The organism is Nocardia sp. NPDC005746, from assembly GCF_040630785.1.
In the GTDB taxonomy this organism is placed as follows: Bacteria; Actinomycetota; Actinomycetes; order Mycobacteriales; family Mycobacteriaceae; genus Nocardia.
The window spans coordinates 251,370-267,920 of sequence record NZ_JBEXYE010000010.1 but is presented as its reverse complement, the minus strand read 5'-3'; the positions used below and the strand labels follow the sequence as shown (position 1 = coordinate 267,920).

Annotated in this window: 17 protein-coding genes; 13 read left to right on the top strand and 4 right to left on the bottom strand. The window is 68.7% G+C overall.

The window, feature by feature from the left end:
* The first annotated feature begins 63 nt into the window (after positions 1-63).
* The 5 genes from ABZ412_RS21010 (at position 64) to ABZ412_RS20990 (ending at position 4,950) form a co-directional block, all read left to right on the top strand.
* Positions 64-672 (top strand): TetR/AcrR family transcriptional regulator, encoded by a 609-nt coding sequence (locus ABZ412_RS21010; RefSeq protein ID WP_357089804.1) that lies wholly within the window; start codon positions 64-66, stop codon positions 670-672.
* A 49-nt stretch (positions 673-721) separates the two neighbouring features.
* The gene (locus tag ABZ412_RS21005) at positions 722-1,873 is read left to right on the top strand and encodes an acetyl-CoA C-acetyltransferase (RefSeq protein WP_357089965.1); all 1,152 of its coding nucleotides are present in this window, start codon (positions 722-724) and stop codon (positions 1,871-1,873) included.
* A gap of 130 nt (positions 1,874-2,003) precedes the next feature.
* A complete protein-coding gene (locus ABZ412_RS21000) occupies positions 2,004-2,915 on the top strand; it encodes a multicopper oxidase domain-containing protein (RefSeq protein ID WP_357282782.1) in 912 nt (303 codons plus the stop codon).
* 63 nt (positions 2,916-2,978) lie between these two features.
* On the top strand, positions 2,979-3,395 hold the full coding sequence (locus ABZ412_RS20995) for a hypothetical protein (protein WP_357282780.1): 417 nt from the start codon (positions 2,979-2,981) through the stop codon (positions 3,393-3,395).
* Between the two features lie 175 nt (positions 3,396-3,570).
* Positions 3,571-4,950, top strand: coding sequence for a solute carrier family 23 protein (locus ABZ412_RS20990; RefSeq protein WP_357282779.1), 1,380 nt, complete (start codon positions 3,571-3,573; stop codon positions 4,948-4,950).
* Here ABZ412_RS20990 and ABZ412_RS20985 read toward each other — a convergent pair.
* On the bottom strand, positions 4,939-5,802 hold the full coding sequence (locus ABZ412_RS20985; RefSeq protein ID WP_357282777.1) for a metallophosphoesterase: 864 nt from the start codon (positions 5,800-5,802) through the stop codon (positions 4,939-4,941). The genes ABZ412_RS20990 and ABZ412_RS20985 overlap by 12 nt on opposite strands.
* A gap of 36 nt (positions 5,803-5,838) precedes the next feature.
* Between ABZ412_RS20985 and ABZ412_RS20980 the strand changes: the two genes are divergently transcribed.
* Positions 5,839-6,675, top strand: a complete 837-nt coding sequence (locus tag ABZ412_RS20980) for an SDR family NAD(P)-dependent oxidoreductase (protein ID WP_357282775.1) — start codon at positions 5,839-5,841, stop codon at positions 6,673-6,675.
* Positions 6,676-6,744: 69 nt separating this feature from the next.
* Here the strand turns inward: ABZ412_RS20980 and ABZ412_RS20975 are convergent, their stop codons facing one another.
* Together ABZ412_RS20975 and ABZ412_RS20970 are read right to left on the bottom strand one after the other, a co-directional pair.
* Positions 6,745-7,656, bottom strand: a complete 912-nt coding sequence (locus tag ABZ412_RS20975) for an SDR family oxidoreductase (RefSeq protein ID WP_357282774.1) — start codon at positions 7,654-7,656, stop codon at positions 6,745-6,747.
* A gap of 28 nt (positions 7,657-7,684) precedes the next feature.
* Entirely contained in the window at positions 7,685-8,473 is a 789-nt protein-coding gene (locus ABZ412_RS20970) for an SDR family oxidoreductase (RefSeq protein ID WP_357198814.1), read from the bottom strand.
* 56 nt (positions 8,474-8,529) lie between these two features.
* Between ABZ412_RS20970 and ABZ412_RS20965 the strand changes: the two genes are divergently transcribed.
* From ABZ412_RS20965 to ABZ412_RS20935, 7 genes are all read left to right on the top strand, one after another.
* Positions 8,530-9,294 (top strand): enoyl-CoA hydratase family protein, encoded by a 765-nt coding sequence (locus ABZ412_RS20965; RefSeq protein WP_357089788.1) that lies wholly within the window; start codon positions 8,530-8,532, stop codon positions 9,292-9,294.
* 4 nt (positions 9,295-9,298) lie between these two features.
* On the top strand, positions 9,299-10,174 hold the full coding sequence (locus tag ABZ412_RS20960; RefSeq protein WP_357282772.1) for a CoA-transferase: 876 nt from the start codon (positions 9,299-9,301) through the stop codon (positions 10,172-10,174).
* On the top strand, positions 10,174-10,983 hold the full coding sequence (locus tag ABZ412_RS20955) for a CoA-transferase (protein ID WP_357282771.1): 810 nt from the start codon (positions 10,174-10,176) through the stop codon (positions 10,981-10,983). The genes ABZ412_RS20960 and ABZ412_RS20955 overlap by 1 nt, the downstream gene beginning before the upstream one ends.
* A complete protein-coding gene (locus ABZ412_RS20950) occupies positions 10,980-12,059 on the top strand; it encodes a nitronate monooxygenase (protein ID WP_357282770.1) in 1,080 nt (359 codons plus the stop codon). Before ABZ412_RS20955 ends, ABZ412_RS20950 begins: the two co-directional genes overlap by 4 nt.
* A gap of 542 nt (positions 12,060-12,601) precedes the next feature.
* Positions 12,602-13,915: a hypothetical protein gene (locus tag ABZ412_RS20945; protein WP_357282768.1), complete on the top strand. Its 1,314-nt coding sequence runs from the start codon at positions 12,602-12,604 to the stop codon at positions 13,913-13,915.
* A gap of 10 nt (positions 13,916-13,925) precedes the next feature.
* Positions 13,926-14,438, top strand: a complete 513-nt coding sequence (locus ABZ412_RS20940; protein WP_357282767.1) for an ImmA/IrrE family metallo-endopeptidase — start codon at positions 13,926-13,928, stop codon at positions 14,436-14,438.
* A 73-nt stretch (positions 14,439-14,511) separates the two neighbouring features.
* Complete coding sequence (locus ABZ412_RS20935) at positions 14,512-15,537, top strand: hypothetical protein (protein ID WP_357282765.1); 1,026 nt, start codon at positions 14,512-14,514, stop codon at positions 15,535-15,537.
* A gap of 586 nt (positions 15,538-16,123) precedes the next feature.
* On the opposite strand, the gene ABZ412_RS20930 is transcribed toward ABZ412_RS20935, so the two are convergent.
* The gene (locus tag ABZ412_RS20930; RefSeq protein WP_011207048.1) at positions 16,124-16,540 is read right to left on the bottom strand and encodes a helix-turn-helix domain-containing protein; all 417 of its coding nucleotides are present in this window, start codon (positions 16,538-16,540) and stop codon (positions 16,124-16,126) included.
* Positions 16,541-16,551: the final 11 nt, after the last annotated feature.

The following is a 16,551-nucleotide window of genomic DNA, read 5'->3' as shown; positions in this document are numbered from 1 at the left end:
GCCGGAGGCGGCGCAATAAGACACCGCCTAGACCAAGCAAATGCTTGGTTGTATATTGACGGGGTGACCCAACCAGACCCCTCCAAATCGGCACGTCGCACCGAGCTGCTCGGCCTCGCCGCGAACCTATTCGCGGAGCGTGGCCTGCGGGCCACCACGGTGCGCGACATTGCCGACGCGGCGGGGATTCTATCCGGGAGTCTGTACCACCACTTCGATTCCAAAGAAGCCATGGTGGACGAAATCCTGCGCGGGTTCCTCGACGACCTCTTCGGACGCTACCGCGAGATCGTGTCGGCCGGCGTGCCCGCGCGCGACACCCTCGAGGCCCTGGTCACCGCGTCCTACGAATCCTTCGACCGGTTCCACGCCGCCGTCGCCATCTACCAGGCCGAAGCCAAACGCCTCAGTGGTACTCCGCGATTCGACTACATCGCCGAATACAACAAGGAGTTCCGCGAGCTCTGGCACCAGGTGCTGGCCAAGGGCGTCGCCGACGGCAGCTTCCGTCCGGAGATGGACATCGAGCTGGCCTACCGGTTCCTGCGCGACACCGTCTGGGTGTCGGTGCGCTGGTACCAGCCCGGCGGCCGGATCACCGTGGACAACCTCGCCAAGCAGTACCTGACCATCGTTCTCGACGGGCTCACCAGCCCCGACCAGCGCGCCTAGAGCAGTAGGAGTTTTCATGTCAGCACCGTCCCGCCGCCAGTACTCGCCGATGCGTGAGGCGTACGTGATCGACGCCGTGCGCACCCCGGTCGGCAAGCGGGGCGGCTCGCTGTCCGCCGTGCACCCGGCCGACCTGGGCGCGGCCGCCATCAAGGGCCTGCTCGAGCGCCACAACCTGGACCCGGCCGCCGTGGACGACGTGGTGTTCGGCTGCTGCGACACCATCGGCCCGCAGGCCGGCAATATCGCTCGCTCCTCGTGGCTGGCCGCCGGTTACCCCGAGTCGGTGCCGGGTGTGACCGTGGACCGCCAGTGCGGTTCCTCGCAGCAGGCCATCACCTTCGGCGCGCAGGCCATCATGTCCGGCACCGCCGAGGTGATCGTGGCGGGCGGCGTGCAGAACATGAGCGCCATCCCGATCTCCGCGGCCATGCTGGCCGGCCAGCAGTACGGCTTCGACTCGCCGTTCGTCGGCGCGCAGGGCTGGGACCACCGCTACGGCACCGGTGAAGTGTCGCAGTTCAATTCGGCCACCATGATCGCCGAGAAGTGGGACATCTCCCGCCAGGAGATGGAGGAGTGGGCGCTGCGCAGCCACGACCGCGCCCGCAAGGCCATCGTGGACGGCAAGTTCGACCGCGAGATCATCCCGGTCGGCGAGTTCTCGATCGACGAGTGCCCGCGCGAGACCACCCTGGAGAAGATGGCCGGCCTGCAGCCGCTCGCCGAGGGCAGCCGCATCACCGCCGCGCTGGCCAGCCAGATCTCCGACGGCTCCAGTGCCACCCTGCTCGCCTCGGAGTGGGCGGTGCAGGAGTACGGCCTGACCCCGCGCGCCCGCATCCACCACGTGAGCGCCCGCGGCGCGGACCCGATCTTCATGCTCACCGCGCCGATCCCGGCCACCCAGTGGGCGCTGGAGAAGACCGGCCTCACCATCCACGACATGGACGTCATCGAGATCAACGAGGCCTTCGCCTCGGTCGTCCTGGCCTGGATCAAGGAGACCGGCGCCGACCCGGACAAGGTGAACGTCAATGGTGGCGCCATCGCGCTGGGCCACCCGCTGGGCGCGACCGGCGCCAAGCTGTTCTCCACCCTGCTCAACGAGCTGGAGCGGGTGAACGGCCGCTACGGTCTGCTCACCATCTGTGAGGGTGGCGGCACCGCCAACGTCACCATCATCGAGCGCCTGGGCTAGTCCCGCCCGACCGTTTCGAAAGCCGCACACCGGATTACGGTGTGCGGCTTTCGGCGTTGCGTGCCCGTTCGTCGGTTATCGTCGAAGGCGGACCCGTTGACAGTCGGGCATTGTCCAGGGGTTGAGCTGGATGAATGAGAACCTGCCGCGACGGGGGTTCCTCTTGGGGGCCTTCGGAATCGCGGGCATGGGCTACCTGGCCTCGGCCGCGGCCGAACCGTCGCCCCTGCCGCCACCGCCGGTGCCGCTGCCTGCCCTTCCGGCGCCCCCGGTGACGCCGTTCAACTATCACTCGCCGCCGTTGCGGCCTTTCGTCGACGAGCTGCCCATTCCCGAAACACGCGTGGCGGCAGGGGAATTGGACGCGATGTCGGGGACACACCGCTACCATCGTGACCTCCCCGAAACCCGCAGCTGGGGCTTCGGGCAGCCGGTGCTCGGCCCGAACCTGGAGGCCGTGCGGGATCGTGTGGCACGCATCAGGTTTCGCAATCAGCTGGGCGAGCATGTGCTGGCTGCGCATGTGGACACCACGATGCACGGCGTGACCGAGGCGGATCGCACCGATCCGCGCTTCACCGTGCATCTGCACGGCGGCGCGAATTCTCCGGGCGCCGACGGGCATCCGCTGATCGGGTGGCGCAATGGTGGCGGGCCGGCCTTCACCTACGGCAATCGGCAGGAGGCGGCCACCCTCTGGTATCACGACCACGCCATGGGGATCACCCGATTGAACATCCAGGCCGGACTGGCCGGAATGTATTATCTGCGCGACGAATTCGACACCGGCCGCGACGGCAATCCGCTCGGGCTGCCCAGCGGTGAATTCGAGATCCCGCTCATCGTGCAGGACCGCACTTTCAATGCCGACGGAAGCCTGCAACCCATGGTGGCCACCTATATTCCGCAGGGCTACAACCAATCCGGGCAGCTCGGCGACGTGTGCTGCGTGAACGGGGAGGTCCGCGGCTATGTCTGGCACTGCCATAATCTCGATCACGCCGATCACGACATGATGCAGCGGATTCGCGTGCAGTCCTGACGGCGAGTGCGCGAAGTTCTCTATGCCGCACGGCATCTCATCGATCCGTCCTAGGCTTTCCCCATGCCGAATTCCGTGGATGCTTGGTTCGAGGAGGTGGCGCGCCTGGCCCGGCGCGTCCAGGACGCGGTTGAACGGGTCCGCGCCGGCGCCGCGGTGGGCGGCGTGCGCGTCGAGGTGGCGTTCGACGGCCGGATCACCACCCTGGTGCTACCGGATTCCGGTATGGCACAGTCGGTTACGCGGGCGCACGAGCGCGCGTACGCGCGAGCGCGGGAGCGGGTCGCCGCACTGCGCCGCGAGTTCACCGCCGATCCGGCCGTGGCGGCGGCCCTGCGTCGATGGCTACCCGCGGCCGTGGAGCCGTCGAATATCTGTGTCTCACAGAATATTTCCGGATCCGGCTCGGCGGAGGCTCCGAATCCGTACGCGCTGCCGTTCGACATCGGGCGGCGCTACGGCGTGGACCGGCGACGGTGAAGGTTGCGGAGCATTGTCTCCGGAGCGGGTTCAGGCCGTGAATCCGGGCATTGGTGATCTTGAAGCCCACGTGCCCGACATCGGCCCCGGCCGCGTGGGGTGGTGAACTGCAAGTTTGCTCGGATTATGATGGCCGCGGACGCATTTCGGACCTTCGGGAGAAAGCGGGCAGTTCATGGATTTGGGTGTCCGCTGGACGGTGCACGGCGACGGTCGCACGCCCGCACCGGGAGCCGTGGTGCGGCCCGACGAGCGGCTGTCCTGGCCGCGCACCTTCGGCCTCGGCGCGCAGCATGTGGTGGCCATGTTCGGCGCGAGCTTCGTCGCGCCGGTCCTGATGGGTCTGGATCCCAACCTCGCCATCATGATGTCCGGCGTCGCGACCGCCCTGTTCCTGCTGGCCACTCGCGGCCGGGTACCCAGCTATCTGGGCTGCTCACTGTCGTTCGTCGGCGTTGCCGCGGTGATCCGGGCGCAGGGCGGCAGTAGCGCCACGGTCACCGGAGCCTGCCTGGTGGTCGGGGCCGCCCTGTTCCTGATCGGCCTGGCCGTGCAGCGCTTCGGCGCGCGCGTCATCCACGCCGCCATGCCGCCGGTGGTGACCGGCGCGGTGGTCATGCTGATCGGCTTCAACCTGGCTCCGGTCACCGCTGCGACCTACTGGCCGCAGGACCAGTGGACCGCGCTGCTGGTCATGCTGTTCACCGGGCTGGCGGTGGTGGCGCTGCGCGGCTTCTTCGCGCGCATCGCCATCTTCCTGGGCCTGGTGTTCGGGTACGGGCTGTCCTGGCTGCTGGACCGGGTGTTCGGGCGGATCCACTCCGCCGACGGCAGCGGCAAGGTCACCGACCACTGGCGGCTCGATCTTTCCGGTGTGGCCCAGGCGGATTGGATCGGACTGCCCGGTTTCCATGCCCCGGCCTTCCAGTGGTCGGCCGTCCTGGTGGCCCTGCCCGTGGTGATCGCGCTGGTCGCCGAGAACGCCGGCCATGTGAAGGCGGTCGGCGAGATGACCGGCGGTGACCTCGACGACAAACTCGGCGCCGCCATCGCCGCGGACGGCGCGGCCTCCATGCTGTCCACCGCGGTCGGCGGCCCGCCCAACACCACCTACTCCGAGAACATCGGGGTCATGGCCGCCACCCGGGTGTACTCCACGGCCGCGTACTGGGCCGCCGCGTTCTTCGCTCTGCTGTTCGGCCTCTGCCCCAAGTTCGGGGCCATCGTCGCGGCCATCCCCGGCGGCGTGCTGGGCGGGATCACCGTCATCCTCTACGGCATGATCGGCCTACTCGGCGCGCAGATCTGGACCAATGCCCGGGTCGATCTGCGCAATCCGCTGAACCTGGTCCCGGCCGCGGCGGGCCTGATCATCGGCATCGGCAATGTGAGCATGAAGTTCACCGACACCTTCACCCTGAGCGGTATCGCACTGGGCACGCTGGTCGTCATCACCGGCTATCACGTCCTGCGCGTGTTCGCGCCCGCGCATTTCAAGGGGGAGGAGCCGCTGCTGGACGAGGGCACCTCCTCCTACGACGAATCAGGCGGGTAGCGAACGGGGTTCGGCCGTGTCCGCCCCGGCATAAGGGAGTTGCAGGACATACCAGGTGTGGTCGGTCGAATACTCCAGGTACTGCGAGGCGTCCGGATCGCAGGCCAGGCCCTCCACCCGGGTCCAGTCGCCGTCACCGGCGGCGATGGTGTCGGTGTAGCGGACGTGCAGGTGGCCGTGGAAGAGCAGGTCCGGCCGCAGGGTGCGCACCACGGTCTGGATGCGGTCCTGGTTGGGATAGCACTCGGGCTTGTCCTTGCGGTTCCACTTCGGTTGCGAGGCGCGGGGTTTGTCGTGGGTGAGCAGCACGTCCACCGGCGAGCTGTCGGCCGCGAGCAGCTCGGCCAGCTCGTCGTCGGTCATCTCCTCCTCCGGAAACCACAGCGTGCCCGCGGTATCCGGGCTTCTCGAGGAACCGTAGCGGCGGCGCTTGTCGAGCTGGGCGGCCTTGCGCGCCTCCCAGGCCAGGCGGCGGCCCTTGTCGGTGGAGCGGGCCCCGCCGAACGCGGCGAAGGTGGTGCCCTCCCAGGTCCAGCGGTGTCCGCGGGGCGCGTACCGCAGGTGTTTGCGGCAGATCAGGAAGCCCTCGTCGTCGCGCTGCCCGTCGTAGAGCTCGTGCAGCAGCGAGGTCTTGTCGTGGTTGCCGTCGAGGAAGTACACGGTGATCCCGGCCTTCTTGGCGGCCTTGTTCACCACGTCGAAGTACCGCCGCCCGGCGGGCGCGTGCTCCCAGGCCCCGAAGTCGCCGACCGCGAACAGCTTCGCGCAGTCACGGTGTGCCGCGACCCGCACCAACTTCAGCGCGTGCTCGGTGTTTCCGTGCAGGTCTCCGACAATCAGGACATTCCCCATCGCCACATCGTGGCATGACGGAATTAGGCTGACCACATGAATTCTGTCTTGGTCACCGGAGCGGCCCGTGGTATCGGAAAAGCCATCTGCCTGCGGATGGCGCAGCGGGGCTGGCAGGTCTACGCGGGCGTCCGCAAGCTCTCCGACGGCGAGGCCCTGACCGCCGCGAATCCCGCCATCACCCCGATCGTCCTGGACGTCACCGACCCCGACCAGATCGCGGCCCTCGACGCGGTGCTGCCCGCCGACCTCACCGCCGTGGTCAACAATGCGGGCGTCGTCGTCGACGGCCCGGTGGAGCTGCTCACCCAGGAGGAGCTCCGAACCCAGTTCGAGGTCAATGTCTTCGGCGCGGTCGCCGTCACCCAGGCCGTCCTTCCGCGCCTGCGCGCCACCCAGGGCCGGGTGGTCTTCATCTCCTCGCTGTCCGGCCGCATCTCCACCCCCGGCACCGGCGCCTACAACGCGTCCAAGTTCGCGCTCGAGGGCCTGGTCGACGCCCTGCGAATGGAACTGCGCCCCTGGGGAATCCGTACCTCGCTGATCGAGCCCGGCCCGATCGCCACCGACCTCTGGTTCGGCGCGACGGACATGGTCGACTCCACCACCGCCCACCTCACCGATGACCAGCGCACCCTCTACGCCGCCCACCTCGCGGGCCTGCGCCGGATGTCCCAGCAGGTCCCCAAGATCGCCGCGCCCGTCGAGTCGGTGGTCAAGGAGGTCGAAAAGGCGCTCACCGCAAAGCGACCGAGCGCCCGCTACATTCCCGGCCTCGCCGGAAAGGTCCAGGTGGTCGCCACCGCCCTGACCCCGACCCCGGTGCTGGACGCCCTCTTCTCCCTGGTCGCGGGCATCAGCAAGAAGAAGTAGTCCGAAACGCGAACCGCCGGTACCCATCGAGACGGGTACCGGCGGTCGAAGCGCTTCGGGCGGTGCGTATTACGCGCCGTAGACCGGCTCCGGGGTGACGGCCTTGGCGAGCAGGTCGCGCACGGCCGGGCCCAGGTCGGCGGGCTCCCAGCGGGCGCCGCGGTCGACGGAGACGCCGTGCCGCCAGCCGTCGGCGACCGTGACCTTGCCGCCCTCGACCTCGAACATGCGGCCGGTGACACCGGCGGAGTCGGTGCTGCCCAGCCAGACCACCAGCGGGGACACGTTTTCCGGCGCCATGGCGTCGAAGCCGTCCTCGGGGGCGGCCATCATGTCGGCGAACACGGTCTCGGTCATGCGGGTGCGCGCGGCCGGGGCGATGGCGTTCACGGTGATGCCGTAGCGGGCGAACTCGGCCGAGGCGGTGAGGGTCAGGCCCGCGATGCCGGACTTGGCGGCGGAGTAGTTGCCCTGGCCGACCGAGCCGAGCAGGCCGGCGCCGGAGCTGGTGTTGATGATGCGGGCCTCGGGCTGACGGCCGGCCTTGGACTCGTTGCGCCAGTAGTCGGCGGCGTGCCGCATGGGCGCGAAGTGGCCCTTGAGGTGCACCTTGATGACGGCGTCCCACTCGTCCTCGCCGAGGTTGACCAGCATCCGGTCGCGCACGATGCCGGCATTGTTGACCAGCACGTCCAGGCGGCCGAAGGTGTCGACGGCGGTCTGGATGAGGCGGCGCGCGCCCTCCCAGTCGGAGATGTCGTCGCCGTTCACGACGGCCTCGCCGCCGAGGGCCTTGATCTCCTCGACGACCTGCGCGGCCGGGGAGTCCGGGCTGGGCGCGCCGTCGAGCTCGGCGCCGAGGTCGTTCACGACCACCTTGGCGCCGGCGGCCGCGAAGGCCAGGGCGTGCGCGCGGCCGATGCCACGACCGGCTCCGGTCACGATGACGACGCGGCCGTCGCAGATCTTGTTGTCCGTCATATCGATTACCTCTTCGTTTTCGATCGGTCTAGTGGCCCGAGACGGCCGGAACGTCTGCGGTGGATGCCTCGAGGAAGGCGGGCTTCTCGCCGCCACCGTGCACCAGCAGCGCGCTGCCGGTGACGTAGGACGCGAGGGGCGAGGCCAGGAAGGCGGCGGTGCGGCCGATGTCCTCGGGGGTGGCCATGCGCCCCATGGGCACCGTGGCGCTGACCGAGGCGATGCCGTCCTCGTCGCCGTAGTGCAGGTGCGAGGACTCGGTGTTGACCAGGCCGCAGATGACGGAGTTCATCCGGACCTTGGGCGCCCACTCCACCGCGAGCGACGAAACCAAGCTGTCCACACCGGCTTTGGCGGCGCCGTAGGCCGCGGTGCCGGGCGAGGGCCGGTGCCCGGAGACGCTGGAGATCATCACGATCGAGCCGCCGGTGTCCTGCTTCTGCATGACCTCGTTGGCGATCTGCGAAACCAGCAGCGGCGCGAGCAGGTTCAGCTGCACGATCTTCGAGTGGAAGTTGGCGCTGGCGTCGGCGGCCAGGGCGAAGGGCGCGCCGCCGGCATTGTTCACGACGGTGTCCAGGCGCCCGTACTTCTCGACGATCGTCTCGATGAGCCCGCGCACCGAATCCGTATCGCGCACGTCGCACGGCAGGAAGTCGATGGTGCGGCCATTGCTCTCGACGGGGGTGTCGCCGGGCCGTCGCGCGCAGGCCACCACGGTCGCGCCCGCGTCCAGGAACACCCGGCTGATGCCGGCGCCGACGCCGCGCACGCCGCCGGTGACCAAGACGACCGAGCCGGACAGGTTTACTTCGATTCCCACCGTGCTAACCTACCAAGCACTTGCTTGTTTTGCCAACGATGGGACTCGCGATGGGGATCAACCGTCACACCGAAACCGAGGGCGTCGAAGTCGTCACTGTCGACTACGCCCCGGTCAACGCTCTGCCTTCCGACGGCTGGTTCGCCCTGGCCGACGCCGTCACCCAGGCCGGTAAGAACCCGGAGACCCGGGTCGTGGTGCTGCGCGCCGAGGGCCGCGGCTTCAACGCCGGCGTGGACATCAAGGAGATGAACGCCGACACCGGCCACACCGCCCTGATCCGCGCGAACCACGGCTGCTTCGCCGCGTTCGCCGCGATCTACGACTGTGAGGTCCCGGTCGTCACCGCCGTGAACGGTTTCTGCCTCGGCGGCGGCATCGGCCTGGTCGGCAACTCCGACGTCATCGTCGCCTCCGACGACGCGACCTTCGGCCTCCCCGAGGTCGACCGCGGCGCGCTCGGTGCGGCCACCCACCTGGCCCGGCTGGTCCCCCAGCACCTGATGCGGACCATGTTCTACACCGCGGGCACCCTGACCGCGCAGCAGCTGCACCACTACGGCTCGGTCTTCAAGGTGGTGCCGCGCGCCGAACTGGACGCCGCCGCCATGGAGGTCGCCAAGAACATCGCCAACAAGGACGGCCGCGTGATCCGCGCCGCCAAGAAGGCGCTCAACGGCATCGACGTGCAGGACGTGCACCGCTCGTACCGCTTCGAGCAGGGCTTCACCATGGAGCTGAACCTCGCGGGTGTGGCCGACGAGATCCGGGCGCGCTTCGACGACGACCTGGCCGCGCAGAAGAAGGGGAAGTAAAGCCATGCGCGACAAGCGAATGAACCTCGACGAGGTCGTCGGTGAGCTTCGCAGCGGCATGACCATCGGCATCGGCGGCTGGGGTTCCCGGCGCAAGCCGATGGCGTTCGTGCGCGCCCTGCTGCGTTCGGACGTCACCGATCTGACCGTGGTCACCTACGGTGGCCCGGACCTGGGTCTGCTGTGCTCGGCGGGCAAGGTGAAGAAGGCGTACTACGGCTTCGTGTCCCTGGACTCCGCGCCGTTCTACGACCCGTGGTTCGCCAAGGCCCGCACCGAGGGTGCGATCACCGTGCGCGAGATGGACGAGGGCATGGTCAAGTGCGGTCTGCAGGCCGCCGCGGCCCGCCTGCCGTTCCTGCCGATCCGCGCCGGATTGGGCTCGGCCGTTGTCGATTTCTGGGAGGGCGAGCTGAAAACCGTTCAGTCGCCTTACGAGACGGACGGCAAGACCGAGACCCTGGTCGCCATGCCCGCGCTGAACCTGGACGCCGCTTTCGTGCACCTGGACCTGGGCGACAAGCACGGCAACGCCGCCTACACCGGCGTCGACCCGTACATGGACGACCTGTACATGCTCTCGGCCGAGAAGCGCTACCTGTCGGTGGACCGCCTGGTCGAGACCGAGGAACTGGTGAAAGCCGTTCCGACGCAGGCCCTCATCCTCAACCGCATGATGGTCGACGGGGTCGTCGAGGCTCCCGGCGGCGCGCACTTCACCTTCTCCGGCGGCTACGGCCGCGACGAGAAGTTCCAGCGCCACTACGTCGAGGCCGCCAAGACGCCCGAGTCGTGGGCCGAGTTCAAGGCTCGCTACCTGGACGTGTCCGAGGCCGAATACCAGGCCGCCGTCAAGGCTTTCGCCGAGGAGCAGAAGTAATGAGCGACACCAACAGCACTGCATCGCGTAGCGATTCCCACAGGGGCGGCGGCGGGGAGACGGGTGGGCTCACTCGGGCGGAGATCTGCGTCGTCGCGGCCGCCGAGATCTTCCGGGGCGCGGGCGAGATCATGGCCTCCCCGATGTCCACCGTCACCACCATCGGCGCGCGTCTGGCGCGGCTCACCTTCGAGCCCGACCTGCTGCTGTCCGACGGTGAGGCGCTGTTCTTCGCCGAGGTTCCGCCGATCGGCGGCAAGGCTCCCATCGAGGGTTGGATCCCGTTCTCGAAGGTCTTCGACGTCGTGAACTCCGGTCGCCGCCACGTGGTCATGGGCGCCAACCAGCTCGACCGCTTCGGCAACCAGAACCTGTCGGCGTTCGGCCCGCTGAAGCAGCCGACCCGCCAGATGTTCGGTGTGCGCGGCGCGCCGGGCAACACCATCAACCACGCCACCAGCTACTTCGTGCCCAAGCACAACAAGCGGGTGTTCGTGGACCAGGTCGACATCGTCTCCGGCATCGGTTACGACAAGATCGACCCCGAGAACCCGGCCTACCGGTTCCACCACCTGCACCGGGTGGTCTCGAACCTGGGCGTGTTCGACTACAACGGCCCGGACCACACCATGCGCGCGCTGTCGCTGCACCCCGGTGTGACCGCGGACGAGGTCGCGGAGAACACGTCCTTCGAGGTCGCCGGTCTGGCCGAGGCGAGCGAGACCCGGCTGCCGACCGAGGAAGAGCTCACCATCATCCGGACCGTGCTGGACCCGAAGGGTTTCCGCGAGAAGGAAGTGACGGCATGACCGCCCAGCGTTTGAAGACGCCGCTGACCGAACTGGTCGGCATCGAGCACCCGGTCGTGCAGACCGGCATGGGCTGGGTCGCCGGACCCGGTCTGGTCGCGGCCACCGCCAACGCGGGTGGCCTCGGCATCCTGGCCTCGGCGACCATGGACCTCGACGAGCTCGAGGTGGCCATCGCCAAGACCAAGGCCAAGACCGACAAGCCCTTCGGCGTGAACATCCGCGCCGACCTGTCGGACGCCCCGGACCGCATCGACATGATGATCCGCGACGGCGTGAAGGTGGCCTCGTTCGCGCTGGCTCCCAAGAAGGAGCTGATCGCGAAGCTGAAGGACAACGGCGTCGTCGTGATGCCGTCCATCGGCGCGGCGAAGCACGCGGTGAAGGTCGCCTCCTGGGGCGCGGACGCCGTGATCGTGCAGGGCGGCGAGGGCGGTGGCCACACCGGTTCCGTCGCGACCACCCTGCTGCTGCCGTCCGTCCTGGACGCCGTCGACATCCCGGTCGTGGCCGGTGGCGGCTTCTTCGATGGCCGCGGCCTGGCCGCCGCGCTGTCCTACGGCGCGGCCGGTGTCGCCATGGGCACCCGCTTCCTGCTGACCCAGGACTCCAGCGTGCCGGATTCGGTGAAGCAGGAGTACCTCAAGCGCGGGCTGCAGGACACCGTGGTCTCGCTCAAGGTCGACGGCATGCCGCACCGCGTGCTCAAGACCGAGCTGGTCGAGAAGCTCGAGCACTCGGGCAACATCCGTGGCCTGTACGCCGCGCTGGTCAACGCCGCCAAGTTCAAGTCGATGACCGGCATGAAGTGGACGACGCTGGCCAAGGAGGGCCTCAACACCCGCAAGCACAAGGACCTCACCTGGTCGCAGGTCATCATGGGCGCGAACACCGCCATGTACCTGAAGGCCGGTCTGGTGGAGGGCAACACCGAAGCCGGTGTGCTCGCCTCGGGTCAGGTCGCGGGCATCATCGAGGATCTGCCGAGCGTGGCGGACCTGATGGACAGCATCATCACCGAGGCCGTCGAGCGCATCGACAGCCTCAACAAGTACCGCGTCACGACTTCGGCCTGACGCCCCCGACGTGCGCGGCCACCACAGCCCGGCCGCGCACTCCGGATCCGCACACCATCGGATCCATCGCGCGCCGCATGTCCGGCGCACCGAGCCGCTCCCGGAACCTCTCGCCCGGGGGCGGCTTCGCGCGTTGGGGGGGCGATCGTCGTTTGGATGGTTGCTGCGATCTGTCTGAATTGTCGGCAATCTGAACGGCGGTGAAACCTCTCGGTCGCCAGGATTCGGCTGTGAGGGGTGGGGGTGAGGCACCGGTTCGGGTCAATTGGCCTGGGGCGCTTGGTGATATTGGCTACGCGGGGGTAAGCGCAGGCGTACGGTTTGCGAGCACCCCTAATGCGATCGGGACTTGTGCGGAATCAGGTAGCGACCGGTACGATGACCGCGTTCCGCAACAGTCCGGCAATCGGGGCGACAGTGTGAGCTCGAAACCTGTCCCGAACCGCCTGTCGCGGATCGGGATTCCGTACCCCTGGTGCGGAGAGAAGCCAAGTGCGCGGTACCGATGAGGGGATGGCTGTCGCATGATCGTGGATCGTGCAATGCGACTGGCGGCAGTGATAGCGGCTGTCGCCGGTTCGGCACTGCTCGGGCCCGCTGCCGCCGACGCGGAGCCGGGCATCCCACTCGACCCCGCACCCACCGGGCAGGATCCGGCGCAGCCCCGGTCCGTGGCCCCGCAGTCGCTGCCGGGGGCTCCGCGGTCGCAGGCCGTGACCGTGCCCGCCGCCCCGGTGGCCGGGCCCCAGGACCTGCTCTCCATTCTGCTCGGCCTCGGTACCGGCTCGGCCGGACTGGGCGTCGGCTCGGCAGCGGTCGGCTCCGCGGGCCTGGGCGCCGTGCTGGGCGGCACCGGTTCGGCGGCGCTCGGCAGCGGTTCGGCCGTAACCGGTTCCGCCGGCGCGGGATTGGGTTCCGCCGTGGCGGGCACCGGTTCCGCCGGCGCCGCCACCGGCTCGGCTGTGCTGGGCACCGGCTCCGCCGCCGTCGGTTCGGCCGGACTGGGCACCGGATTGGCGCTGGGCCTGGGCTCGGCGGGAGTCGGCTCGGCGGGAGTCGGCACCGGCTCCGCGCTGCTGGCGCTGCTGCTCGGCACCGGCTCGGCCGCAACGGGTTCCGCCGCGGTCGGCTCCGCGGCCGTCGGCTCGGCCGGCTCGGCCGCCCTGTGCACCGGATCCGCGGCCGTCGGTTCCGCCGGAATCGGTTCCGCCGGAGTGGGTTCCGCGCTCGCCGGCTCGGCCGGTCTGGGCGCCGGCCTCGGCTCGGGTGCGGGTTCCGCCGGTATGGGTTCGGCCGCCGGTTCGGCCGGCGCGGGGTCGGGTGTGGGTTCGGCGGCCGGCGGTTCGACCGGCGCCGGTTCCGCCGCCCTCGGTTCCGCCAGTGTCGGAGGCCTGGGCGCGGGCTCGGCCGAGCTCGGTTCGGCCGCCGTCGGTTCCGCGGCCGTGGGTTCGGCGGGTTTCGGTTCCGCCGCCATCTGCGCCTCACCGTTACTGCTGTTGCTGATTCCGCCGCCCGCCGCACCCGCGGCGCCGCCGGTTCCGCTGGAGATTCCGCAGCCCCCGGCCGTTCCGGCGCTGCCCGCGGTGGTCGCCGAGCCCGCGCCGGAGGCCGTCCCCGCCGCGCCGGCGCCTCCCGCGCCGAAGCCCGCTCCCGTTCTGGCGCAACCGGATCCGGATGTGAAGCCGACCTCGCACAACTCGCCGCTGCCGCCGTGGAAGCCGCTGTCGGTGATCGGCGGCCTGATCGCCATGGCGCTGGCGGGCACCGGGTCGGGTGCGGTCAGTTTCCAGAGCGCGTCCGCGGCGCAGGGGCGGGTCGACGCCGCGCGCGCGGCATTCTTCGGACCGAGGGCATGAGGGGACCGCGATGACCGAGAGCAAGGCTCATAGCCTCGGGTCCTACCGCCGGGTGGCCGCCGCGGTGGACGCGGTATGCGCGGTGGCGGCCGACTTCGACGCCACCGACCTGGACGAGGTGGTGCTCGCCATCTCCGCCGAGCGGCGGCGGCCGATCGAGATAGCCAGCGCCACACTGGGTCCGGGCGTGTGCGGCCAGCGCCGCAGCTATCCGGACCGGGACGTGATCGTGCTGGCGCAGGCGCTGCCCAGCCGCGAGCACACCCTCGCGCACGAGCTCGGCCACATCGTCTTCGATCATCCGGGCGAGGCCGCGACCGAGGTGGTGCTGGAGGCCAGCGACGATCTGATCGCCTACATGCTCAGCCAGCGCGCGCATCAGAAGGCCATCGATCTGGGCGACGACGAGCAGTGCGAATGGGAAGCGGAGACTTTCGCGAGCATGCTGATGACCCGCCTGCGGGTGTTCAACAGCCGGGGCGCTGGCGTCTCGGTCCTTCGATTCGATGAGGCGCTGGGATGACCGAGTCAGGCCCCGGAGGCGGCACCTTGCGTAATCACATAGGGGCCCTGGGTCATCTCCGAAAGGACGCGGCATGACCTTCTGGTTGGTGGCCATGCTGGTGTGGATGGCCTCGGGCGCACGCGTCGGGCGCGTGCTGGTGAAACCGGCGACCACGGCTCGGGTCGCGATCGTCATCGCGGTGGCCGCGGTGGCGCTGGCGGCGACGGTCGGAGTGCCGGAAATCGGTCTGGCCGTTGACCATCTGATGCCGAACGGTGTGCACGGTATGTGGCTGGGCGATCGGGTGGTGACGGCGGCGTGGATCATGTTCGCCACCGCCACCTCGGTGGTGGCGTCGGCCGCGTGGCCGGTGGTGTCGCGTCGCAATCTGCGCCAGATCGCCATGATGATCTACGGCGGCGGCGCGCTCGCCATGCTGCTGACCCTGCTCTGGTCGGTCACCTTCGGTTGGGCGATCGTGCTGGTGGAGTGCGTCTTCATCGTGATCACCGGTGTGCGCAACCTGGATTGGACCACCCTCGGCCGCGGCATCGCGCTGTATACGACCGGCACCGGGGTGGTCGGCTTGCTGGCCGCCCTGTCGATTCGCCGCGAGGTGAACGACGAGCCCGTGCCGAATCCGGGTGACGAGGGCTGGTTCTGGCCGATATGGCAGATCGCGGCGCTGCTCATCGCCATCGGCGCGGTGTGGATCGTGATCGAGCTGTGGTGGCGGGCGCGGGTGCTGCTCAAGCAGATTCACACCCTGCACCGGGTGTTGATCGCCCGGTTCCCGGAGGTGGTGGCGCACGAACAGACCGGTTCGGGTACCCAGCTCAAGGCATCGGACCAGGTCGCGCAGATCATGGACGCGCTCTACCTGCAGTCCGGCGGCGGTGTGGAGCTGGCCGCGGCCGGTCAGCCGCCGGTCTCGGTGGCCGAGCGGGCGCGGCGGGTGGCCGAGTGGGCGCGAAATCCGTTCGGCGAGGCGATGATCGACGGCCGCTGGATCTCGCCGCCCGCGGGTGTCAGCCCGCGCGGCTGGGTGCAGGCCATCGCCCGCGCCTATGACGCGGCGCCGGCGCGGGCCGCGGTTCCGGGGTCCGCCAAGCGGTAGACATTACTCTTCCATTACCTTTCGAGGCGGGCGGGCATTACCGTCCGGAAGGGCCTCGAAGTTGATCACGCGGAGATCACCGACCGATTTGAGATCTTGTCGCAAATGCGCAAGTCCCGCACCTCGCGTGATTGCCATGGGCGTGGCATTCCGTCGGGCCTTCTCGATGAGACTTCGTATCCGAGGTTTCGTCTCACCGAACCCGCCGTGCGTGGTACGGGACTTTGCTTGTCACTTGAAGTTGTCACTCTTGCTTGTCGCGGTTAGTGCAATGGGCCGAAACACTCACAGTGCACAAAACGACATAGTGCACAAAACAACTGATTCGGCCATCCGGGTGCACCTGGACAGCGTTATGCCAGTTTTGTGCATACTGCACCAGCGCAGGGGTCTGCGCCACATGGCCTCAGCGCGCTGAGACCGGTGCAACATCCTTCACGCGGACCGCATGGTCCGGCGGGGACGCCGGTACTGCCCTGCAAGCAGCACCGGCGACCGCCTTATGTCCGGTCTGGAGCAAGCCCTGTAACAAACCAACACAGTGCGGCCTCCGAGCTAGCCGCACTGTGTTGCTCTGTGGCAGCGCTTATTCCGTGCCATCCGGAGGAATTTCGGGCAAACCTTCGCTTGCCCGCAACTTCTCCGCCATAGACGTGAGGAGATTCTGAGATTCTTCGGACAGGTCGAACGCCCTGCTCGACAGACGACGGAGTCCATAGCCCTGCAGCTGGGACAGCAGCTCGAGATCGTGATCGATCTTCGCCGCGTAGATGTCGTTGAAGAAGTAGTCCGGTTTGACCTTGAAGAACTTTGCCAGAGCAGCCACCGTCTCATCCGACGGGTTCGTGCGCTGTCCCGACCGCAACTGCGACAGATACGGTTTCGAGATCGGGTGGCCGGATGCCGTCAAAGCGGCCGCCACCTCTGCGTTCGTGTGCGGCTTACGCCCCGGGGGATGCACGGTTTCGAACAGCTTGTTCAGCCGCGCCGCGAAATCAGCCATTGTGAGCCGCC